This window comes from Stenotrophomonas riyadhensis (assembly GCF_040256885.1).
Lineage (GTDB): Bacteria > Pseudomonadota > Gammaproteobacteria > Xanthomonadales > Xanthomonadaceae > Stenotrophomonas > Stenotrophomonas riyadhensis.
Genome location: NZ_CP155568.1, coordinates 3,184,007 through 3,201,443, shown reverse-complemented (window position 1 = coordinate 3,201,443; position 17,437 = coordinate 3,184,007). Strand labels below are relative to the sequence as shown.

The 17,437-nt window shown below is 66.3% G+C and carries 26 protein-coding genes and 1 tRNA gene; 17 read left to right on the top strand and 10 right to left on the bottom strand.

What is annotated here, in order from left to right; genetic code table 11:
• Positions 1 to 34: 34 nt before the first annotated feature.
• From SriyCCGPB3_RS15015 to SriyCCGPB3_RS15005, 3 genes are read right to left on the bottom strand one after another with little or no spacing between them, the layout of a single operon-like run.
• Positions 35 to 1,594: a PepSY-associated TM helix domain-containing protein gene (locus SriyCCGPB3_RS15015; protein ID WP_049401220.1), complete on the bottom strand. Its 1,560-nt coding sequence runs from the start codon at positions 1,592 to 1,594 to the stop codon at positions 35 to 37.
• A gap of 10 nt (positions 1,595 to 1,604) precedes the next feature.
• The gene (locus SriyCCGPB3_RS15010) at positions 1,605 to 1,868 is read right to left on the bottom strand and encodes a hypothetical protein (protein WP_153855896.1); all 264 of its coding nucleotides are present in this window, start codon (positions 1,866 to 1,868) and stop codon (positions 1,605 to 1,607) included.
• The gene (locus tag SriyCCGPB3_RS15005) at positions 1,868 to 2,164 is read right to left on the bottom strand and encodes a hypothetical protein (RefSeq protein WP_005410439.1); all 297 of its coding nucleotides are present in this window, start codon (positions 2,162 to 2,164) and stop codon (positions 1,868 to 1,870) included. Before SriyCCGPB3_RS15005 ends, SriyCCGPB3_RS15010 begins: the two co-directional genes overlap by 1 nt.
• Before the next feature lie 429 nt (positions 2,165 to 2,593).
• Between SriyCCGPB3_RS15005 and thrS the strand changes: the two genes are divergently transcribed.
• From thrS to SriyCCGPB3_RS14950, 11 genes are all read left to right on the top strand, one after another.
• Positions 2,594 to 4,495 carry a threonine--tRNA ligase gene (thrS, locus tag SriyCCGPB3_RS15000; protein ID WP_153855822.1) on the top strand — a complete coding sequence of 634 codons (1,902 nt, stop codon included), beginning with the start codon at positions 2,594 to 2,596 and terminating at the stop codon, positions 4,493 to 4,495.
• Between the two features lie 48 nt (positions 4,496 to 4,543).
• Positions 4,544 to 5,086, top strand: a complete 543-nt coding sequence (gene infC / locus SriyCCGPB3_RS14995) for a translation initiation factor IF-3 (protein ID WP_005410437.1) — start codon at positions 4,544 to 4,546, stop codon at positions 5,084 to 5,086.
• A 266-nt stretch (positions 5,087 to 5,352) separates the two neighbouring features.
• Positions 5,353 to 5,550 carry a 50S ribosomal protein L35 gene (gene rpmI, locus SriyCCGPB3_RS14990; protein WP_005410436.1) on the top strand — a complete coding sequence of 66 codons (198 nt, stop codon included), beginning with the start codon at positions 5,353 to 5,355 and terminating at the stop codon, positions 5,548 to 5,550.
• An 11-nt stretch (positions 5,551 to 5,561) separates the two neighbouring features.
• The gene (rplT, locus tag SriyCCGPB3_RS14985) at positions 5,562 to 5,921 is read left to right on the top strand and encodes a 50S ribosomal protein L20 (protein WP_006380762.1); all 360 of its coding nucleotides are present in this window, start codon (positions 5,562 to 5,564) and stop codon (positions 5,919 to 5,921) included.
• A gap of 193 nt (positions 5,922 to 6,114) precedes the next feature.
• Complete coding sequence (locus SriyCCGPB3_RS14980; RefSeq protein ID WP_153855823.1) at positions 6,115 to 7,110, top strand: phenylalanine--tRNA ligase subunit alpha; 996 nt, start codon at positions 6,115 to 6,117, stop codon at positions 7,108 to 7,110.
• Positions 7,111 to 7,195: 85 nt separating this feature from the next.
• On the top strand, positions 7,196 to 9,592 hold the full coding sequence (pheT, locus tag SriyCCGPB3_RS14975; protein ID WP_153855824.1) for a phenylalanine--tRNA ligase subunit beta: 2,397 nt from the start codon (positions 7,196 to 7,198) through the stop codon (positions 9,590 to 9,592).
• Between the two features lie 27 nt (positions 9,593 to 9,619).
• The gene (locus SriyCCGPB3_RS14970; protein WP_005410432.1) at positions 9,620 to 9,919 is read left to right on the top strand and encodes an integration host factor subunit alpha; all 300 of its coding nucleotides are present in this window, start codon (positions 9,620 to 9,622) and stop codon (positions 9,917 to 9,919) included.
• Positions 9,900 to 10,256 carry a MerR family transcriptional regulator gene (locus SriyCCGPB3_RS14965; RefSeq protein ID WP_005410431.1) on the top strand — a complete coding sequence of 119 codons (357 nt, stop codon included), beginning with the start codon at positions 9,900 to 9,902 and terminating at the stop codon, positions 10,254 to 10,256. The genes SriyCCGPB3_RS14970 and SriyCCGPB3_RS14965 overlap by 20 nt, the downstream gene beginning before the upstream one ends.
• A 68-nt stretch (positions 10,257 to 10,324) precedes the next feature.
• Positions 10,325 to 10,401: transfer RNA gene (locus tag SriyCCGPB3_RS14960), tRNA-Pro, on the top strand.
• A 117-nt stretch (positions 10,402 to 10,518) separates the two neighbouring features.
• Positions 10,519 to 10,719 carry a hypothetical protein gene (locus SriyCCGPB3_RS14955; RefSeq protein ID WP_153855902.1) on the top strand — a complete coding sequence of 67 codons (201 nt, stop codon included), beginning with the start codon at positions 10,519 to 10,521 and terminating at the stop codon, positions 10,717 to 10,719.
• Positions 10,716 to 11,057, top strand: coding sequence for a low molecular weight protein tyrosine phosphatase family protein (locus SriyCCGPB3_RS14950; RefSeq protein WP_153855903.1), 342 nt, complete (start codon positions 10,716 to 10,718; stop codon positions 11,055 to 11,057). The genes SriyCCGPB3_RS14955 and SriyCCGPB3_RS14950 overlap by 4 nt, the downstream gene beginning before the upstream one ends.
• On the opposite strand, the gene SriyCCGPB3_RS14945 is transcribed toward SriyCCGPB3_RS14950, so the two are convergent.
• Positions 11,036 to 11,473 carry a GNAT family N-acetyltransferase gene (locus tag SriyCCGPB3_RS14945; protein ID WP_153855904.1) on the bottom strand — a complete coding sequence of 146 codons (438 nt, stop codon included), beginning with the start codon at positions 11,471 to 11,473 and terminating at the stop codon, positions 11,036 to 11,038. The two genes, SriyCCGPB3_RS14950 and SriyCCGPB3_RS14945, sit on opposite strands and share 22 nt — an antisense overlap.
• Positions 11,474 to 11,558: 85 nt before the next feature.
• Positions 11,559 to 12,068, bottom strand: coding sequence for a DUF3011 domain-containing protein (locus SriyCCGPB3_RS14940; protein WP_153855905.1), 510 nt, complete (start codon positions 12,066 to 12,068; stop codon positions 11,559 to 11,561).
• A 242-nt stretch (positions 12,069 to 12,310) separates the two neighbouring features.
• On the opposite strand from SriyCCGPB3_RS14940, the gene SriyCCGPB3_RS14935 reads away from it, so the two are divergent.
• On the top strand, positions 12,311 to 12,706 hold the full coding sequence (locus SriyCCGPB3_RS14935; RefSeq protein WP_100435043.1) for a hypothetical protein: 396 nt from the start codon (positions 12,311 to 12,313) through the stop codon (positions 12,704 to 12,706).
• Between the two features lie 24 nt (positions 12,707 to 12,730).
• Here SriyCCGPB3_RS14935 and SriyCCGPB3_RS14930 read toward each other — a convergent pair whose 3' ends face one another.
• Positions 12,731 to 13,423: an aspartate/glutamate racemase family protein gene (locus tag SriyCCGPB3_RS14930; RefSeq protein WP_110712971.1), complete on the bottom strand. Its 693-nt coding sequence runs from the start codon at positions 13,421 to 13,423 to the stop codon at positions 12,731 to 12,733.
• Between the two features lie 86 nt (positions 13,424 to 13,509).
• Here SriyCCGPB3_RS14930 and SriyCCGPB3_RS14925 point away from each other — a divergent pair, with 86 nt between their 5' ends.
• The 5 genes from SriyCCGPB3_RS14925 (at position 13,510) to SriyCCGPB3_RS14905 (ending at position 15,822) form a co-directional block, all read left to right on the top strand.
• Positions 13,510 to 13,821 (top strand): ArsR/SmtB family transcription factor, encoded by a 312-nt coding sequence (locus tag SriyCCGPB3_RS14925; protein WP_042358872.1) that lies wholly within the window; start codon positions 13,510 to 13,512, stop codon positions 13,819 to 13,821.
• The gene (locus SriyCCGPB3_RS14920) at positions 13,821 to 14,168 is read left to right on the top strand and encodes a polyketide cyclase (RefSeq protein ID WP_088026629.1); all 348 of its coding nucleotides are present in this window, start codon (positions 13,821 to 13,823) and stop codon (positions 14,166 to 14,168) included. The genes SriyCCGPB3_RS14925 and SriyCCGPB3_RS14920 overlap by 1 nt, the downstream gene beginning before the upstream one ends.
• 37 nt (positions 14,169 to 14,205) lie before the next feature.
• A complete protein-coding gene (locus tag SriyCCGPB3_RS14915) occupies positions 14,206 to 14,814 on the top strand; it encodes an ATP-dependent Clp protease proteolytic subunit (RefSeq protein WP_032128666.1) in 609 nt (202 codons plus the stop codon).
• 98 nt (positions 14,815 to 14,912) lie between these two features.
• Positions 14,913 to 15,554 (top strand): LysE family translocator, encoded by a 642-nt coding sequence (locus SriyCCGPB3_RS14910; protein ID WP_032128667.1) that lies wholly within the window; start codon positions 14,913 to 14,915, stop codon positions 15,552 to 15,554.
• Between the two features lie 94 nt (positions 15,555 to 15,648).
• On the top strand, positions 15,649 to 15,822 hold the full coding sequence (locus tag SriyCCGPB3_RS14905) for a DUF1328 domain-containing protein (RefSeq protein WP_006380555.1): 174 nt from the start codon (positions 15,649 to 15,651) through the stop codon (positions 15,820 to 15,822).
• A gap of 22 nt (positions 15,823 to 15,844) precedes the next feature.
• On the opposite strand, the gene SriyCCGPB3_RS14900 is transcribed toward SriyCCGPB3_RS14905, so the two are convergent.
• From SriyCCGPB3_RS14900 to SriyCCGPB3_RS14885, 4 genes are all read right to left on the bottom strand, one after another.
• Positions 15,845 to 16,177, bottom strand: a complete 333-nt coding sequence (locus tag SriyCCGPB3_RS14900) for an SMR family transporter (RefSeq protein WP_153855906.1) — start codon at positions 16,175 to 16,177, stop codon at positions 15,845 to 15,847.
• A 13-nt stretch (positions 16,178 to 16,190) separates the two neighbouring features.
• Positions 16,191 to 16,763 carry a TetR/AcrR family transcriptional regulator gene (locus SriyCCGPB3_RS14895; protein ID WP_032128668.1) on the bottom strand — a complete coding sequence of 191 codons (573 nt, stop codon included), beginning with the start codon at positions 16,761 to 16,763 and terminating at the stop codon, positions 16,191 to 16,193.
• An 86-nt stretch (positions 16,764 to 16,849) separates the two neighbouring features.
• Positions 16,850 to 17,083 carry a DUF1653 domain-containing protein gene (locus SriyCCGPB3_RS14890; protein ID WP_180853657.1) on the bottom strand — a complete coding sequence of 78 codons (234 nt, stop codon included), beginning with the start codon at positions 17,081 to 17,083 and terminating at the stop codon, positions 16,850 to 16,852.
• Positions 17,084 to 17,095: 12 nt separating this feature from the next.
• Entirely contained in the window at positions 17,096 to 17,380 is a 285-nt protein-coding gene (locus tag SriyCCGPB3_RS14885) for a hypothetical protein (RefSeq protein WP_032128670.1), read from the bottom strand.
• Positions 17,381 to 17,437 lie beyond the last annotated feature (57 nt).

Below are 17,437 nucleotides of genomic sequence, written 5' to 3'. Positions count from 1 at the left end.
CGCCTGGCTGCGCCGGGTCATGCCCGGCGACGGCTCAGTTGGCCCAGACGCTGTTGGGATCGCCGTTGCGGGCGCGGCGTTGGCTGGCCACTGCCAGGCGGGCGAAGCCGAAGGCCATGGCCAGCGCGATGGCATCGACCCAGAACAGCGGCCAGTGGCCACGCGCAGCAGCACGCCACAGCCAGTCACCATTGAGCGCGCCATGCAGGATCGGCACCAGCGCGGTGCTGATCGCCGCCGCCCACAGCAGTTCGCGTGCCGCCTGCGCCGGGCGTCGCAGCGCGGCCCACAGCGCACAGGCCGCCCAGCTGCCGAAGCAGGCCCAGCGGATGCCGTGGTCGACCGCGGACGGTGCCAGCCGCTCCAGCACCAGTGCGGTGACGAACGCCACCGAAATCGCAACGCACAGCCCGATGCAGACGCCGACCGTGGCCCGTGCCATGTTCACCCCGGCACGCGGTTGCTGCGGCTGGCGACGCTTGCGCCGCGATTCGATCCACAACAGGTTGCCGGAGTAGAACAGGAAGGCACCGCCAAGGCCGAGCAGGAAGTACAGCCAGACCACTACGCCGTTGCCGAACTCGCCGAAGTGCAGGGCATAGGCCGCGCTGAGCGTGGCGTGGTTGGCGTCGCGCTGGCCGGGCAGCTGCGAGGCCAGGACGTTGCCGGTGGCCACGTCCAGTGCCACCGCGCCGAGCGGGCCGAGCGTTCCGGTGGATTCGCCGGTGATCTCGATGGTGGCGTTGGCATCGCCGGCGTTGGCCAGCTTCAGGTAGGCCGGTTCGAAATTGGCCACGCCCTGTGCGCGGGCCACTTCAAGCGCGCGTGCATGCAGCACGCGCAGGCTGCCCGGCGGTGCCGGGATGCCGCTGGCGTCGCGCACGGGCGCGGTGTCCATTGCGGTCGGTACCGCCTGCAGGGCCTTGCCGTCGTAGATCAGCGGGTTGAGCAGGGCCATCTGCACGAACACCAGGCAGAGCAGGGCGCCAGTGACCGCGAACATCAGGTGGAAGGGCAGGCTGAGCACGCCGATCACGTTGTGCGCGTCCTGCCACAGTTGTTTCAGGTTGCGGCCCGGACGCAGTGCGAACAGATCACCGAACAGCTTTGGCAGGTGGATCACCAGGCCACTCAGCAGTGCCATGCCATACAGCAGGCTGACGATGCCCATCACGTAGATGCCGGCCACCGGCAGGCCGAGGCTGTAATGCAGCTCGTTGACCAGTTCGGCCAGCCCGGTCTGTGGCGGCGTCGGGCTGCCGGCGATCTGTCCCGGCCAGGCGTAGCGCCAGCTGCCGTCATCGGCCTGCCAGTAGGCCAGTGGCTGCGGGTGTTCGGTGCCGGGGAAGGTCATGCCGACGTGGCGGCGCGCTTCCGGATGCGCGGCAAGCACGTCTTCCAGCAGGTACTGCGCGTCGTCCAGGCCGGCGGGGAGTGCGGTGGCTGCACCGGGCGTCTGCCACAGCGGCAGGTCGTGGTGGAACAGGGTCAGCGCACCCGCGTAGAAGGCCACGAACAGGCCGAAGCCGGCAACCAGGCCGACCCAGGTGTGCAGGGTGGTGAACGTGCGCAGCGTCTGCGAACTGAACTTCATGGGAAAGGTCTCATTGCACCGCGCCGGTCAGGCGCAGCAGCCCGAGCACGGCAAAGCCGGCGGCGGCGCTGCCGGCCAGCACCAGCCAGGCGCGCAGCGCGCTGCGGAAACTGAACGCCCACAGGGCGGCCAGCATCCATAGCGGGATGAAGGCGATGAGGGTCGGCACCAGCGCCCGTTGCCACGGGCCGGGCGGCAGCCATGCCAGCAGGCCGGTGACGGCGGCGGCCAGGAGGAAGCCGACCACGATGCCGGCGAAGGCGCGCGGCCACATCACGGCGACTCCGTGCCGGGGCGGTGCCAGGCCGCCAGCGCCGGCAGCAGCATGGCGGCCAGCATCCAGGTGCACAGCATCGCCACCAGGCCGGCGGCAAAACCAAGCTCGGCCATCCACAGCCACAGCGCGGCGGCAGCGGCGACCAGGCCGATCTGGCGGCCAAGGCGGCCGGCACGGCGCAGGCGCGGCCAGCGGCAGTGCGGCGAGGCGGCATAGAAGGCCAGCGCCGAGAACATCGCCGCCAGCATGCCCAGGCTGCAGAAGCCGAGCGTGGAAAGGCCGACGGTGATCATCGCGGGCGGCCAGCGTGGCAGCGGGCCGGCGAACGCGGGGCACGGGCGGGGCCGGCGGGAGCCGGTCGGAGCGGGTGGCGCATCACGGGGTCCTGGGGGAAAGCGGGCAGGCTGGCACAGGGCGGCCTGCGCCGACATGGTAATCATTGCAATTTCACGCCGCCAGCGAGACCCATTCAGCGGACCGTACGGTAGGCCTTGGGCTTTCCCCTGCGCTGGTTTAAGATCAGCGTAGAACCCTGACTGGAACAAGGTGGCCCGCGCCCAGCGCCGGCCGAGCGTGCGACATGAGCACTACCACCGCCCACTGTTGACCTGCCCCCGAAGGCCCTGTGTTCCAGGCGCCCTCGCGGCGCTTTTTTGTTGCCCGGGCGCCGCCCCGGGAACGCTTTCCAGCCCGCCCTGCGGGCCCCGCACGAAGCCACTGCGATGATCAACATTACTCTTCCCGACGGCAGCCGCCGCGAATTCGAAAACCCCGTCAGCGTCATGGAGGTCGCCCAGTCGATCGGCGCCGGCCTGGCCAAGGCCACCATCGCCGGTGCCGTGGATGGCGTGCTGGTCGATGCCAGCGACGTCATCGACCACGATGCCAGCCTGCGCATCATCACCGCCAAGGACGAGGAGGGCGTTGAGATCATCCGCCACTCCTGCGCCCACCTGGTCGGCCACGCCGTCAAGCAGCTGTACCCGGACGTGAAGATGGTGATCGGCCCGGTGATCGCCGAGGGCTTCTACTACGACATCTACTCCGAGCGCCCGTTCACCCCGGACGACATGGCCGCGATCGAGAAGCGCATGGGTGAACTGATCGCCCAGGACTACGACGTCATCAAGAAGGTGACGCCGCGCGCCGAAGTGATCGAGATCTTCAAGGCCCGTGGCGAGGACTACAAGCTGCGCCTGATCGAGGACATGTCCGACGACATCCAGGCGATGGGCATGTATTACCACCAGGAATACGTGGACATGTGCCGCGGCCCGCACGTGCCGAACACGCGCTTCCTGAAGGCCTTCAAGCTGACCCGCATCTCCGGCGCCTACTGGCGTGGCGACGCGCAGAACGAACAGCTGCAGCGCATCTACGGCACCGCCTGGGCCGACAAGAAGCAGCTCGAGGCGTACATCAAGCGCATCGAAGAAGCCGAGATGCGCGACCACCGCCGCATCGGCAAGCAGCAGGACCTGTTCCACCTGCAGGAAGAAGCGCCGGGCCTGGTGTTCTGGCACCCGAAGGGCTGGGCACTGTGGCAGGTGGTCGAGCAGTACATGCGCAAGGTGTACCGCAAGACCGGCTACGGCGAAGTGCGCTGCCCGCAGATCCTGGACGTGAGCCTGTGGCAGAAATCCGGCCACTGGGACAACTACCAGGACGCGATGTTCTTCACCGAATCGGAGAAGCGCACCTACGCGCTCAAGCCGATGAACTGCCCGGGCCACGTGCAGGTGTTCAACCAGGGCCTGCACAGCTACCGCGACCTGCCGATCCGCTATGGTGAGTTCGGTGCCTGCCACCGCAACGAGCCGTCCGGCGCGCTGCACGGCATCCTGCGCGTGCGTGGTTTCACCCAGGACGACGGCCACGTGTTCTGCACGGAAAACCAGGTCGAGGCGGAAGTGACCGCGTTCCACCAGCAGGCGCTGGCGGTCTACCAGCACTTCGGCTTCGATGAGATCCAGGTCAAGATCGCGCTGCGTCCGGAATCGCGCCTGGGCGATGACGCCACCTGGGACAAGGCCGAGGGCGCGCTGCGCTCGGCACTGTCCAGCAACGGGGTGGAGTGGCAGGAGCTGCCGGGCGAGGGCGCCTTCTACGGCCCGAAGATCGAGTACCACCTGAAGGACGCGATCGGCCGTACCTGGCAGCTGGGCACGATGCAGGTCGACTTCATGATGCCGGGCCGTCTGGGCGCCGAGTACGTGGACGAGAACAGCCAGAAGAAGCACCCGGTCATGCTGCATCGCGCCATCGTGGGCTCGATGGAGCGCTTCCTGGGCATCCTGATCGAGCACCATGCCGGCCAGTTCCCGACCTGGCTGGCGCCGACCCAGGTGGTGGTGGCCAACATCACCGACGCTCAGGCCGAGTACGTCTCGGGCGTGACCAAAACCCTTGCGGAGCAAGGCTTCCGCGTCAGCTCGGATTTGCGTAACGAGAAGATCGGCTATAAAATCCGCGAGCATACGTTGCAGCGCGTGCCCTACCTGCTGGTCATTGGTGACCGCGAGAAGGAAAATGGGGCTGTGGCGGTGCGTACGCGTTCTGGCGAAGACCTGGGCAGCATGAGCCTGCAGGCCTTCATCGAGCGGCTCGAGGCCGAGGGCGCGTAAGCAAAGGTCCGGTCCGGGGGCACAGGCACCCGGACCGGTTCGATACCCTTGGGAGAACGTAATATCAGCACCCCTGACAACAAACAGAACCGCAAGAATCAGGAAATCCGTGTGCCGCGCGTCCGCGTGATCGGCAGTGACGGAGAAATGATCGGCGTGTTGTCGCGCGACGAAGCGCTGTCCATGGCCGAAGATGAAGGCCTGGACCTGGTCGAAATCCAGCCGCAGGCCGATCCGCCGGTCTGCAAGATCATGGACTTCGGCAAGTTCAAGTTCGAAGCGCAGAAGAAGGCCAGCGAGGCCAAGAAGAAGACCAAGCAGGTCGAGATCAAGGAAGTGAAGTTCCGTCCGGTCACGGACGAGGGCGACTACCAGATCAAGCTGCGCAAGATGCGCGGGTTCCTCGAGGATGGTGACAAGATCAAGGTCAACATCCGTTTCCGTGGCCGTGAAATGAGCCACCAGGAACTGGGCCGCGAAATGGCCAACCGGATCGAGACCGATCTGGGCGAGGACATCGTCATTGAATCCCGTCCGCGCCTGGAAGGGCGTCAGATGGTCATGATGATCGCGCCGAAGAAGAAGACCTGAGGCCTGACGGGCCGCCTTCCGGGGCGCCTGGCTGAATGGTTCAGGGTAGAGGGGCGCCATGGGCGTCCCTTTGCTTTTGCAGGAAGCCGGTGAATTGCCGGCGAAAGGGTTGCAGGGGCTGGTGGCAGGGCGGTTTTGCCTGTATCATGCCCGGCTCGACCCACCCAGGACGGGTCGTACGCCGATCATGGCAGGACGGAAAGAGCGGCCCAGGCCGCCGCCAGATCAGTCAGAAACCAGGGTCATATCCCATCAAGGACATTGCAATGCCCAAGATCAAGACCAACCGGGCAGCGGCCAAGCGTTTCCGCAAGACCGCCTCGGGCAAGTACAAGTGCGGCCACGCCAACCGTAGCCACATCCTCACGAAGAAAGCGACCAAGCGTAAGCGTAATCTGCGTCAGACGGGCCATGTCCGTGCAGAAGACGCAGGCCGTCTGGACCGCATGCTCCCTTACCTCTGAGGAACTGAAAAATGGCACGAGTTAAGCGTGGCGTACAGGCGCGTCGCCGCCACAAGAAGATTCTGGATCTCGCCAAGGGCTATTACAACGCCCGTCGCAAGGTCTTCCGCGTCGCCAAGCAGGCGGTCATCAAGGCACAGCAGTACGCCTACATCGGCCGTAAGCAGAAGAAGCGCAACTTCCGTTCGCTGTGGATCACCCGTATCAATGCGGCTGCCCGCATCAACGGCCTGAGCTACAGCCGCTTCATGAACGGTCTGCTGAAGGCCGGCATCACCCTGGATCGCAAGGTCCTGGCTGACATCGCCGTGCACGACGCAGCCGGCTTTACCGCGCTGGCCGAAAAGGCCAAGGGCGCGCTGGCGGCATAAGTCCTTCCCGATGCCGTAACCGTTCACTCGGAACGGTGTCAGGTCAAGGCAATGCATGGGGAAGGGCGCAAGTCCTTCCCCATTCTTTTTTGGGTCCCGGCGAGGCCACAGCGGCAGCGCGGGGACGGCGGTGGCGACAGGGGTCGGCCCTTCGCGCATCGCGATGGCAGATCGACTGGAGTTCCGGCCCCCCATGAGCGACATCCAATCCCTCACCACCCAGGCGCTGGCCGATGTGGCCGCCGCACAGAGCCCCGACGTGCTGGAACAGCTGCGCGTGGCCCTGCTTGGCAAGAGTGGCAGCATCACCTCGCAGCTCAAGCAGCTCGGCGCCCTGCCGGCCGACGAGCGCAAGGCCGCCGGTGAAGCGATCAACCAGGCCCGCGACGCGCTGACCCGCGCGCTGGGAGAGCGCAAGGCGCTGCTGGAAGACGCTGCACTGGATGCACGCCTGGCCGCCGAAACCATCGACATCACCCTGCCGGGCCGCAATGGCGATCGTGCCGGCCTGCATCCGATCACCCGCACCCTGGAGCGCATCACCGGCATCTTCGCCCGGCTGGGCTACGAGCTGTCGGAAGGTCCGGAGATCGAGGACGACTGGCACAACTTCGAGGCGCTGAACTTCCCGCCGCACCATCCGGCGCGTGCCATGCACGACACCTTCTACTTCGGCGACGGCCGCCTGCTGCGCACGCACACCTCGGGCGTGCAGGTGCGCTACATGGGCGACCACGCGCCGCCGCTGCGCATGATCGCCGCGGGCAAGGTGTACCGCAGCGACAGCGACCAGACCCATTCGCCGATGTTCCACCAGGTGGAAGGCCTGCTGGTGGACGAGCATTCGACCTTCGCCGACCTGAAGGGCACGCTGGCTGAGTTCGTGCGTGCGTTCTTCGAGCGCGACTTCGAGATGCGCTTCCGCCCCAGCTACTTCCCGTTCGTTGAACCGGGTGCGGAAGTGGACATCGCCTGGCAGCAGCCCGATGGCAGCACCCGCTGGCTGGAAGTGCTCGGCTGCGGCATGGTCCATCCGAACGTGCTGCGCAACGTCGGCATCGATCCGGAGCGCTACACCGGCTTTGCCTTCGGCATGGGCGTGGAGCGCTTTGCGATGCTGCGTTACGGCGTCAACGATCTGCGCGCGTTCTTCGAGAACGATGTGCGCTTCCTCAAGCAGTTCGCGTAAGCGCCGGTCCGTAGAGTCGAGCTTGCTCGACTGCTTCTAAATTCGCAGGCCCAGGCGCATGCGCCGGGCCCACCAGGGTGACACCATGAAATTCTCCGAAAACTGGCTGCGCAGCCACGTCCCGACCCGCGCTTCGCGCGATGAACTGAGTGCGGTGCTGACCGCCATCGGCCTGGAAGTGGAAGACGTGACCGCGCTGGGCGAAGGCCTCGAGCACGTGGTCGTGGCGCGCATCGTCGACGCCGTACGCCATCCGGAAGCCGACCGCCTGCAGGTGTGCAAGGTCGATGCCGGGCAGGGCGAGCTGCTGCAGATCGTGTGCGGCGCACCGAACGCACGTCCGGGCCTGGTTGCGCCGCTGGCGATGGTCGGCGCGCAGATTGGCGAGCTGAAGATCAAGCCGGCCAAGCTGCGCGGTGTCGAGTCCAACGGCATGCTGTGCTCGGCCAAGGAGCTGGGCCTGGACAACGATGCCTCCGGCCTGCTGGAGCTGCCGGATGACGCACCGGTCGGCCAGGCTCTGGTCGAGTACCTGGGCCTGCCGGACGCCAGCATCGAGATCAAGCTGACCCCGAACCGCGCCGACTGCTTCAGCCTGCGCGGTATCGCCTATGACGTCGCCGCCGCCACCCGCAGCGACGTGCTGGATTTCACCACCGAGACGATTCCCGCCATCGGCAACCGTGAGCTGGCCATCCAGCTCGACGCCGGCGCCGAAGCACCGCGTTACCTGGGCCGCGTCATCGAAGGTGTCAACGCCGCCGCCGAGACCCCGCTGTGGATGGCCGAGCGCCTGCGCCGCAGTGGCGTGCGCCCGGTCTCGCTGCTGGTCGACATCACCCAGTACGTGATGCTCGAGCTCGGCCAGCCGATGCATGCCTACGACCTGGGCACCCTGCAGGGCAGCATCGCCGTGCGCCGTTCGCGTGCCGGCGAGAGCCTGAAGCTGCTGGACGGCCGCGATGCTGCGCTGGACGACAGCTTCCTGGTGGTCACCGACGCCGATCGTGCGGTCGGCCTGGCCGGCCTGATGGGCGGTTTCGACACCCGTGTCACCGATGCCACCACTGCCGTGTTCCTGGAGGCCGCGCATTTCGCGCCAGCCGCGATCATGGGCCGTGGCCGCAAGCTGGGCTTGCACACGGATGCCGGCCACCGCTTCGAGCGCGGTGTCGACCCGGCACTGCCGCGTACCGCCATCGAGTACGCCACCCGCCTGGTGCTGGACCTGGCCGGCGGCACCCCGGCGCCGGTCACCGAGGCCGTGCGTGAGGCCGATCTGCCGCAGCCGGCAACCATCGTGCTGCGCCGCGCCCGCATCACCCGCGTGCTCGGCATCACCATCGAAGATGCGGAAGTCGAGCGCATCCTGCGCGCGCTGGGCATGGACGTGGTTGCCACCGCCGACGGCTGGCAGGTCACGGCGCCGAGCCGCCGCTTCGACATCGCCATCGAAGAAGACCTGATCGAAGAGCTGGCCCGCATCCACGGTTACGAGCAGATCCCGACCACGCTGCCGGGCGGCGCCTCGCGCGTGGCGATGCCGAGCGAGACCCAGCTGGACGCGCTGAGCGTGCGCCGCCAGCTGATCGCCCGTGACCAGCAGGAAACCGTCAATTTCGCCTTCGTCGACGATGCGCTGCTGAGCCAGTGGCAGCTGCGCGACGGCCTGGTACCGCTGGCCAACCCGCTGTCGGCCGAACTGGCGGTGATGCGCCCGTCGCTGCTGCCAGGCCTGGTCGCCACGTTGGGCCGCAATGCCGCCCGCCAGATCGGCCGCGTGCGCCTGTTCGAGTTGGGCCGTGTGTTCGCCCAGCAGGCCGGCGACGCGTCGCTCGGCGAAAGCCGGCCGGCGCCGCTGGAGACCCCGCGCGTGGCCGCTGCGGTCTGTGGCGATGCACAGGCACTGCAGTGGGGCCTGCCGGCCCGCAAGGTCGATTTCCATGACCTGAAGGGCGACCTGGAGTCGCTGGCCGCTGCCAGTGGTGCGGTACTGGAGTTCCGCCCGTCGGCCCGCCCTTACGGCCACCCGGCCCGTTCGGCCGAGGTGTTCCGCGATGGCGTGGCGATCGGCTGGATCGGCCAGATTCACCCGCGTCTGGCCAAGGCAATGGACATCGAAGCCGACGTCTATGCCTTCGAACTGGACCTGGAGCCGCTGACCGCCCGCCGCCTGCCGCGTGCCGGCGAACTGTCGCGCTTCCCGGCAGTGCGTCGTGACCTGGCATTCCTGGTGCCTGAACAGGTGGCCTGGGCCGATCTCGCGGCCACCGTCCGCCAGGCCGCTGGCCCGCTGCTGCGCGACCTGAACCTGTTCGACCGCTACGTCGGCCAGGGCGTCGAGCCGGGATTCAAGAGTCTCGCTATGGGCTTGATTTTGCAGGACAAGTCGCGCACTCTGACGGACCGCGACGTGGATGCGGTGGTGGCCGAGGCGGTCACTGCCATCGAGCGTGAACATCACGCCCGGATCCGCGGCTGAGCGGGCAGCACTCGGGGGTAGCAGGCAATGGCATTGACCAAGGCGGAGATGGCGGAAAAGCTGTTCGACGAAGTCGGTCTGAACAAGCGGGAAGCCAAGGAATTCGTCGACGCGTTTTTCGATGTGCTGCGTGAAGCATTGGAACAGGGACGTCAGGTGAAGCTGTCGGGCTTCGGCAATTTCGATCTGCGGCGCAAGAACCAGCGCCCGGGTCGCAACCCCAAGACCGGCGAGGAAATTCCGATTTCCGCCCGTACGGTGGTCACCTTCCGTCCGGGCCAGAAGCTCAAGGAGAGGGTGGAAGCTTATGCTGGATCCGGGCAGTAACCGCGAACTACCGCCGATCCCGGCCAAGCGCTACTTCACCATCGGTGAAGTCAGCGAGCTGTGCGACGTCAAGCCGCACGTGCTGCGCTACTGGGAAACCGAGTTTCCCAGCCTTGAGCCGGCCAAGCGCCGAGGCAACCGCCGCTACTACCAGCGCCACGACGTGCTGATGGTGCGGCAGATCCGCAGCCTGCTGTACGAACAGGGCTACACCATCGGTGGTGCACGCCTGCGTCTGGATGGCCCCGATGCCCGCGAGGAATCGGCGCTGAGCAACCAGATCATCAAGCAGGTGCGCATGGAGCTGGAAGAAGTGCTGCAGTTGTTGCGCCGCTGATCCCATTTCCATCGTAATCCGCTATACTTCACGGCCCGCCGCACTGGCGGGCACATCGCAGCATCAGTCGGGGCGTAGCGCAGCCTGGTAGCGCATCTGCCTGGGGGGCAGAGGGTCGTCGGTTCGAATCCGGCCGTCCCGACCACTGTGATGAATCAAGAAGCCTGCGCAGCGATGCGTGGGCTTTTTTGTGCGCGCGGTGTATGCTGCGCGCCACTCGTACTACCGCGGCTGCTGAACCCGGTACTCACGAGAACACATCATGGAATCTGCAAGAAACCGTGCCTGGCGTCGCAGCCAGGCCCGCAACCGTGGTGGCGACCGCGCCACGACCGCCGACAGCTACAAGCCCGAGAAGAACTGGAAGCTGCTGTACACGCGCGATGCCAAGCTCGCGCGCGCACGCCAGCTGGGCTTCACCTATCCGGTGCTCAGCGCCCGCCAACTGCAGGAACAGGAATGATCAACCTGCTGTTCGTCTGCAGCCGCAACCAGCTGCGCAGCCCGACCGCCGAAGCCATGTGGCGACGGCGGCCCGGCTTCACTGCGCGGTCGGCTGGCACCAGCCCGCATGCACGACGCCCCATCGGCCCGGCGGACATCCGCTGGGCCGATGTCATCTTCGTAATGGAGGCCAAGCATCAGCATCGACTGCAGGCCGCATACGCGCGCCTGCTGGAACACAAGCGCCTGCATTGCCTCGATGTTCCCGACGACTATCGCTGCATGGATCCCGTGCTGATGGATCTGCTGGACACCAAGGTGACGGCGTATCTCGATCAGCTGCCGGCAAAACGGTAGATCAGCTCCGGGTCGCCGTCATCCAGTCCATGCACGATGCCGCTGTCGATGAAGCCCGATGCAACGAGCAGGCGCTGCATGGCGATGTTGGAGGCATTGGTCGAGGTGAACAGCTTGCGTTGCCCACGCTGTGCGATCGCGTGCCGCAGCAGTGCGGCGCCGACGCCCTGGCTGCGCCGCCCGCGCGCGACCATCAGCATTTCGACGAAGGCTTCGCCGAAGAAGTGCTCATGGAGGGTCATGTAGCCGACGATCTCGCGCTCCTGTTCGGCAACATGCACGTTGCCCTGCGCCAACCACTCGCCGATCTGTTCCGCCCGTCGAGGGTCGCTTGCCGCCACGCTGTCGAGTGCGATCAGCGCAGAGGCATCGGTTGGCGTCGCGTCGCGGACACGCAGCACGGTCGCAGCGGGCATGATCGGGCTCCTGACAGGAGGGCCCAGTCTATCGGCTCTGCCGCAGGCGCAGTCGCACCCGCCGCAACCAGCGCGTGCTCGGCAGTCAATACACCCGGAACTCGGCACGGCAGCCGTCGCTGACCCAGATCCCGCGTCGGTCCCAGCCCCAGTTCTGGTCCTCGATGCAGGCCGTCACCGACTTCTGCTTGACCAGGCGCACCTCGTGGCGCACACGTATACGGCATTCCTTGTCCTTCTTTTCGTAGGACTCGCAGACCAGGCGCTCGCCATCATCGTCACGGTCCCTGCCGCGGCCCGGCCAGCGTCCGCGCCCATAGCCGTCGGCAACGAACTCGGCGCGGCAGCCGTCGGTCACCCACAACGTGCGGCGGCTCTGGCCCCAGTTCTGGTTCTCCACGCAGCGGGTGACCGACAGTTGCCTGGCCAGGCGCATCGGGCCCTCGATGGGGCATTGCTCGGTCTTGTTGAACTGGGATTCGCAGCGCAGCGCCGGAATGTGATCAGTGTCGTAGTCCTGGGCGGCCACGGTGGTGGCGGCCAGCAGCAGGGCAAGGGCGGCGCCGGTGATCGGCAGCAGCAGGCGAAGGGTCATGGGGAGCCTCGGGCGGGGATTCGGGCGGCAAGAATGACCCAGCACGGGGGCGTCGGAACGCATCGTTCCGGAAGTGGCTCAGTAGGGATTTAGTAGTGCGCACCGGCCCATGCAGAGGCTTACATCCCGTATCATCGCTGCACATCCGATCGCATCGGTTTACACCTTCTTACATGTCTTCCACGCCTGTCGGCGCAGCCTGTGGCTGCCGTCACTGGCGTGCGGGCGGCCTGTGAGGGAGGATGCGCGGACCACGACGACCACAGGGGGTTGCGTTGATCAGCAGTACCGTCATTCATCGCTCGGCCGACGCAGGCGGCGCCGAGGTGCGGGTCCTGGACACTACGTTCAAGGGCAAGCATGTGTTCATTGCCTGGGGCCTGCGCGGGCCGGAACTGACCCGTAGCGCGGACCCGGCAGCGACCGTGGCCGCACGCAAGGCGCTGCACGCGGTTGCCGGCCACAGTGAGGGGCCGCGCAGCCCGGAAGTGTTCATCGCCAATCAGTCGGCGGTGGCGATCACGGTCTATCGCCTGCTCACCGAAGCGCGCTCCGGTGATGCCATCTTCTTCCTGTGTGATTCGCAGGCGGTGGTCGATTGGCTCATCACCGCGCTGGAAGTGCAGGGCGCGGACTGATCCCGCGCTCCGGCGCGCATCGATTCACGCCAGCGCCGCGTCCACCGCCGCCCGCGCATGCAGTGCAGTGGTATCAAACAGCGGCACGGCGCTGTCCTCCGGCCCTACCAGCAGCATGATCTCGGTACAGCCCAGGATGATGGCTTCGGCACCGCGTGCCACCAGGCGCGCGATCACGTCGGCGTAGACCTGCCGCGAGCGTTCGCGGATCACACCGGCAATCAACTCCTGGTAGATGATGTCGTGCACGCTGCGACGATCATCGGCTTCGGGTACCAGTACCTCCAGCCCGAAGCGCTCCTGCAGCCGGCCGCGGTAGAAGTCCTGTTCCATGGTGAAGGCGGTGCCGAGCAGGCCCACCTTGCGAGCGCCTGCCTGCACGATGGCCTGGGCGGTGGGGTCGGCGATATGCAGCAGCGGGACGGGGCAGGCAGCCTCGATGCGGTCGGCCAGCTTGTGCATGGTGTTCGTGCAGATCAGCAGCAGATCGGCGCCGCCGGCCTGCAGGCGCCGTGCAGCGTCGGCCATGTGGTCGCCCAGCGCATCCCAGTCGCCGTCATGCTGCAGCTGCTTGATCGGGGCGAAGTCGACCGACCACAGCAGCAGCTGCGCCGAATGTGCGCCACCGAGGCGCTGCCGCACGTCCTCGTTGATGAGCCGGTAATACTGCGCCGAGCTTTCCCAGCTCATGCCGCCGATCAGGCCAAGGGTCTTCATGCACAGCTCCATGCCGGGGAGCCGTCATTGCAGCACAGCCGATGCGGAAGTTGCACTACACATTAGTGATTGCTAATGTGTTGGTCATGATCGAGAACGCCCTCTTCAAAGCGCTGGCCGACCCCACCCGCCGCCACATCTTCGAAAAGCTGGCCGAGGGCGGGCAGCATGCCAGCGCGCTGCGCGAGGGCATGGCGATCAGCCAGTCTGCGATGTCCCAGCACCTGGCGGTGCTGCGCGATGCCGGGCTGGTGAGCGAACAGCGCCAAGGCCGTTTCGTCCACTACGAGGTCGATCCGCGCGGGCTGGCGCACATCGGCAACTGGCTGCAGCGCTACCGGGCCTACTGGCCCGCGCGGATGGATGCCTTGCAGGATCTGCTGAAGGAGATGGACTGATGGACGATGTTCTGAACGAAGCGGCTCCCGCGTTGGTGATGGAGCAGTGGCTGCCAGCGCCACCGGAACGGGTCTGGCGCGCACTGTTCGATCCGGCGCTGCGTGAGCGCTGGTTGCCTGCGGCCGATCTTGCCGATCCGCAGCCTTGCCTGTGCGAGGAGGGGCGGGAACTGGGGTTCCACCTGCGCGATGCGCAGCCCCCGCATCTGCACAGCCTGGTGTGTTTCCGGCTGCGCGCGGACGGCGGGGGGACGGTGCTGACCATCGTGCATCGGCTCACCGACCTGCGCGCGCTGCTGCCGTTGGCCGCCAACGACGATCATCGCACCATGATGCGCGCGGCCTGAGCCGGCGCCTGGATCGAACGCTACAGGGAGCAGGCACATGCGGGACAGAATGCAGCTGATACCAATGGTGGTGGAACGCAGCGAGCGCGGTGAGCGCTCCCATGACATCTACTCGCGGCTCCTGCGCGAGCGCATCATCTTTCTCAACGGTGAAGTCGATGACACTGTGTCGGCGCTGGTCTGCGCGCAGCTGCTGTTCCTGGAATCGGAAAACCCGGAGAAGCCGATCCATCTGTACATCAACTCGCCGGGTGGAGTGATCTCCAGCGGCCTGGCGATGTACGACACCATGCAATACATCTCGGCCCCGGTGCATACGCTGTGCATGGGCACCGCGCGGTCGATGGGATCGTTCCTGCTGATGGCCGGCGAGCCCGGTCACCGTGCGGCGTTGGCCAATGCCAGCCTGCATGTGCATCAGCCGCTGGGCGGGGTGCAGGGCCAGGCGTCGGACATCTTCATCCATGCCGAGGAAATGCAGCGCACCAAGCAGCGCATCACCCGGCTGTATGCGCAGCATTGCGGACGCAGTGTCGAGGAGGTCGAGCAGACCCTGGACCGCGATCGTTTCATGAGTGCCGAGCAGGCATGCGAATGGGGCTTGATCGACCAGGTACTGGTACGGCGCGACGCGCTCGCGGCCTGAGCCTGCCTCTGTAACCACCGCATCCATGCTGCGCTGTGTGTGCCGCGCCAGGCCGGCGCACTCTATGCTGGTGGGATCTTCTGAAGTGGATGTCCGATATGGCCCTGCATACCTGGTGGTGGTTCCTCGCCACGGTGTTCGTTCTGTGTGGTACGCCGGGGCCGAACATGCTGCATATCCTCGGTCGCAGCGTCGGGCTCGGCTTTCGCGGTAGCGTGCCGGCGATGGCTGGCTGCCTGCTGGCGATGCTGCTGGTGCTGGCGGCCTCCGCAGCAGGCCTGAGTGCGCTGCTGCATTCCTCGCCGATGCTGTTTGAGGTGCTGCGCTATCTGGGCGTGGCCTATCTGGCCTGGCTGGGCCTGAAGGCATGGCGTGACAGTTGCCGGCCGGCACCACCGGTGACGGTCGATGCCGCGCTGCCGGTTGCGGCGTCGCTGGGCGCGTGGAAGGTGTTCCGTGGTGGCCTTCTGGTGGGCCTGAGCAATCCCAAGCTGCTGCTGTTCGCTGCGGCGTTCCTGCCGCAGTTCGTCGACCCGTCGCGTGGCCAGGCGCTGCAGTACAGCGTGCTGGTCGCCACCTTCGCCGGCTGCGAACTGTTCTGGTACGTGATGTATGCCGCCGGTGGCCATGGCCTGCGCCGATGGTTGGCCAAACCCTTCGCGCGGCGCTGGTTCGAGCGGCTGGTGGGCAGCGTTTTCCTGGCCTTTGCAGTGGCCCTGCTGCGTTTCCGCCCGCGCTGATTCACGCCGCGTACGCGGCCTGTTCACGACTGCCGCATCGGCTACGGCCTAGCCTGATCATCCAGTACGCAGTCCCCACGGGGAAAGGTTTGACATGATCAAGTGGGCCATCATCTTCGCCATCATCGGCGTCATTGCGGGCGTGCTCGGCTTCGGCGGCATTGCCGGCGCCGCGGTCGGCATCGCCAAGTTCCTGTTCTGGGCCGGCATCATCATCGCCGTGGTGCTGTTCCTGCTCGGCATGACCGTAGCGAAGAAGGTCAGCTAACGTTGATCGCGCAGCAGCGTACTCAGTGTGCGCTGCTGTGCGAGAACAGATTGATCACCAGTACGCCAGCACAGATCAGGCCGATGCCGATCAACGCCGGCGGATCCAGGCGCTGCTTGAACACCACCAGCCCGATCAACGAGATCAGCACGATGCCGACGCCGGACCAGATGGCGTAGGCAATGCCGGTCGGTATCGATTTCATGGTCACCGACAGCAGGTAGAAGCACAGTACATAGCCGACCAGCGCGCCCAGTGTCGGCGCCAGCCGGCTCATGCCGTCGGATGCCTTCAGCAGCGACGTGGCAATTACTTCCAGCACGATGGCAGCGGCAAGGTAGAGATAGGGATTCATTGAGCGCTCCTGCTCACTGCGGGTCGCATAGTTTCAGGGCCTGTTCGGCCATCGCCAATGCGTTGGCGCGTTCTTCCTCGTCCAGCGGACGCCCATAGGCCGTGGCCCAGTAGCCATCGGCAGCGCAGCGCGCCGCATACAGTCGCGGATCGTTGGCTTCGCCGGCGAACTCGGCCAGCATCGCACGCTTCCAGGTACGCCAATGCGCGAGCAGGGCTGGTTCCATCAGGTTGCCCAGGGTCAGGCCGATGTCGTTGTCCTGTTCCTGCTGCAGCAGATGCTCGAAATTGGCCTGCACATAGGCGCGGCTGAAACGGCCATGCCCTTCGGGGTTTTCCTGCAGCAGGGCACGCACCCGCGCTTCGAATTCGCCGATGAGCGCTCCGATGGCTTCATCCACCAGTGCCTGCTTGCTGCTGAAATGATGGAACAGCGCACCCTTGCTGACACCGGCGGCCTGTGCGACGTCCTGCACGGTCAACGCGGCCAGGCCATCTCGGCCGATCACTTCAATGGTGGCCTGCAGCAGTGACTGGCGCACGCTGTCGGGCGCCTTGCGGCGCGAGCGGGAGGGGGATGCGGACATGGCGGGAAGAAACCGACTGGACGGTACGATTGTAACGCAGGCCCGTGGCGTTACCGCGCTGCCGGCCAGGGCCGGCAGCGGAACCGTCATGCGTCGATGCGGGCGAAACGCGGCTGCGGTCCGTGTTCGCCCGCTACCTGTTCGACGAACATGGTATACGGGCGCACCCACAGGCCGCCTTCGCCATAGAGCGCGCGATACAGCACCAGTGGCTCCAGCGTCTCGCTGCTGCGGACGATATCGAGCACTTCGTACTCGCCGCCCTTGAAGTGGCGGTAGCGACCCGGGGCGAGGGTGGGTAGCGGGCTCAGCTCAGCCATGGGGTGCGCGCCTCACTTGCGTGCCGGGCTGGCCGGCTTCGCGCAGTAGGCATCGATGGCCTCGGCGGTATTGGCCAGGCCCTGTGCCTGTGCCAGTTCCCACGGGCGTTCGCAACGCTGGCTGTGCTCGCACCACTGGTAGCCGGCCGAACCAATGCATCCGTGGGCATCGCGATCGCCGCCCACCTTCGGTATCGCAGACGAGGTGGGCGCCGCATCGGCACGTGCGGCGGCGTCGTGCTGGTTGGCGCATGCGGTCAGCACCAGCAGGGCTGGAATCAGAAGAAGCGCTTTCATCGGGCGGGCTCCGTGCCTAAAGCGACAGTGTCTGTCGCAAATAGCCCTCCAGCAAGC

What these genes read in the sequence shown, in the direction of transcription:
- SriyCCGPB3_RS15015 (WP_049401220.1), bottom strand. Translation starts at nt 1,594, where the DNA reads ATGAAGTTCAGTTCGCAGACGCTGCGCACGTTCACCACCCTGCACACC.
- SriyCCGPB3_RS15010 (WP_153855896.1), bottom strand. Translation starts at nt 1,868, where the DNA reads ATGTGGCCGCGCGCCTTCGCCGGCATCGTGGTCGGCTTCCTCCTGGCC.
- SriyCCGPB3_RS15005 (WP_005410439.1), bottom strand. Translation starts at nt 2,164, where the DNA reads ATGATCACCGTCGGCCTTTCCACGCTCGGCTTCTGCAGCCTGGGCATG.
- thrS (WP_153855822.1), top strand. Translation starts at nt 2,594, where the DNA reads ATGATCAACATTACTCTTCCCGACGGCAGCCGCCGCGAATTCGAAAAC.
- rpmI (WP_005410436.1), top strand. Translation starts at nt 5,353, where the DNA reads ATGCCCAAGATCAAGACCAACCGGGCAGCGGCCAAGCGTTTCCGCAAG.
- rplT (WP_006380762.1), top strand. Translation starts at nt 5,562, where the DNA reads ATGGCACGAGTTAAGCGTGGCGTACAGGCGCGTCGCCGCCACAAGAAG.
- SriyCCGPB3_RS14980 (WP_153855823.1), top strand. Translation starts at nt 6,115, where the DNA reads ATGAGCGACATCCAATCCCTCACCACCCAGGCGCTGGCCGATGTGGCC.
- pheT (WP_153855824.1), top strand. Translation starts at nt 7,196, where the DNA reads ATGAAATTCTCCGAAAACTGGCTGCGCAGCCACGTCCCGACCCGCGCT.
- SriyCCGPB3_RS14970 (WP_005410432.1), top strand. Translation starts at nt 9,620, where the DNA reads ATGGCATTGACCAAGGCGGAGATGGCGGAAAAGCTGTTCGACGAAGTC.
- SriyCCGPB3_RS14965 (WP_005410431.1), top strand. Translation starts at nt 9,900, where the DNA reads ATGCTGGATCCGGGCAGTAACCGCGAACTACCGCCGATCCCGGCCAAG.
- SriyCCGPB3_RS14955 (WP_153855902.1), top strand. Translation starts at nt 10,519, where the DNA reads ATGGAATCTGCAAGAAACCGTGCCTGGCGTCGCAGCCAGGCCCGCAAC.
- SriyCCGPB3_RS14950 (WP_153855903.1), top strand. Translation starts at nt 10,716, where the DNA reads ATGATCAACCTGCTGTTCGTCTGCAGCCGCAACCAGCTGCGCAGCCCG.
- SriyCCGPB3_RS14945 (WP_153855904.1), bottom strand. Translation starts at nt 11,473, where the DNA reads ATGCCCGCTGCGACCGTGCTGCGTGTCCGCGACGCGACGCCAACCGAT.
- SriyCCGPB3_RS14940 (WP_153855905.1), bottom strand. Translation starts at nt 12,068, where the DNA reads ATGACCCTTCGCCTGCTGCTGCCGATCACCGGCGCCGCCCTTGCCCTG.
- SriyCCGPB3_RS14935 (WP_100435043.1), top strand. Translation starts at nt 12,311, where the DNA reads ATGCGCGGACCACGACGACCACAGGGGGTTGCGTTGATCAGCAGTACC.
- SriyCCGPB3_RS14930 (WP_110712971.1), bottom strand. Translation starts at nt 13,423, where the DNA reads ATGAAGACCCTTGGCCTGATCGGCGGCATGAGCTGGGAAAGCTCGGCG.
- SriyCCGPB3_RS14925 (WP_042358872.1), top strand. Translation starts at nt 13,510, where the DNA reads ATGATCGAGAACGCCCTCTTCAAAGCGCTGGCCGACCCCACCCGCCGC.
- SriyCCGPB3_RS14920 (WP_088026629.1), top strand. Translation starts at nt 13,821, where the DNA reads ATGGACGATGTTCTGAACGAAGCGGCTCCCGCGTTGGTGATGGAGCAG.
- SriyCCGPB3_RS14915 (WP_032128666.1), top strand. Translation starts at nt 14,206, where the DNA reads ATGCGGGACAGAATGCAGCTGATACCAATGGTGGTGGAACGCAGCGAG.
- SriyCCGPB3_RS14910 (WP_032128667.1), top strand. Translation starts at nt 14,913, where the DNA reads ATGGCCCTGCATACCTGGTGGTGGTTCCTCGCCACGGTGTTCGTTCTG.
- SriyCCGPB3_RS14905 (WP_006380555.1), top strand. Translation starts at nt 15,649, where the DNA reads ATGATCAAGTGGGCCATCATCTTCGCCATCATCGGCGTCATTGCGGGC.
- SriyCCGPB3_RS14900 (WP_153855906.1), bottom strand. Translation starts at nt 16,177, where the DNA reads ATGAATCCCTATCTCTACCTTGCCGCTGCCATCGTGCTGGAAGTAATT.
- SriyCCGPB3_RS14895 (WP_032128668.1), bottom strand. Translation starts at nt 16,763, where the DNA reads ATGTCCGCATCCCCCTCCCGCTCGCGCCGCAAGGCGCCCGACAGCGTG.
- SriyCCGPB3_RS14890 (WP_180853657.1), bottom strand. Translation starts at nt 17,083, where the DNA reads ATGGCTGAGCTGAGCCCGCTACCCACCCTCGCCCCGGGTCGCTACCGC.
- SriyCCGPB3_RS14885 (WP_032128670.1), bottom strand. Translation starts at nt 17,380, where the DNA reads ATGAAAGCGCTTCTTCTGATTCCAGCCCTGCTGGTGCTGACCGCATGC.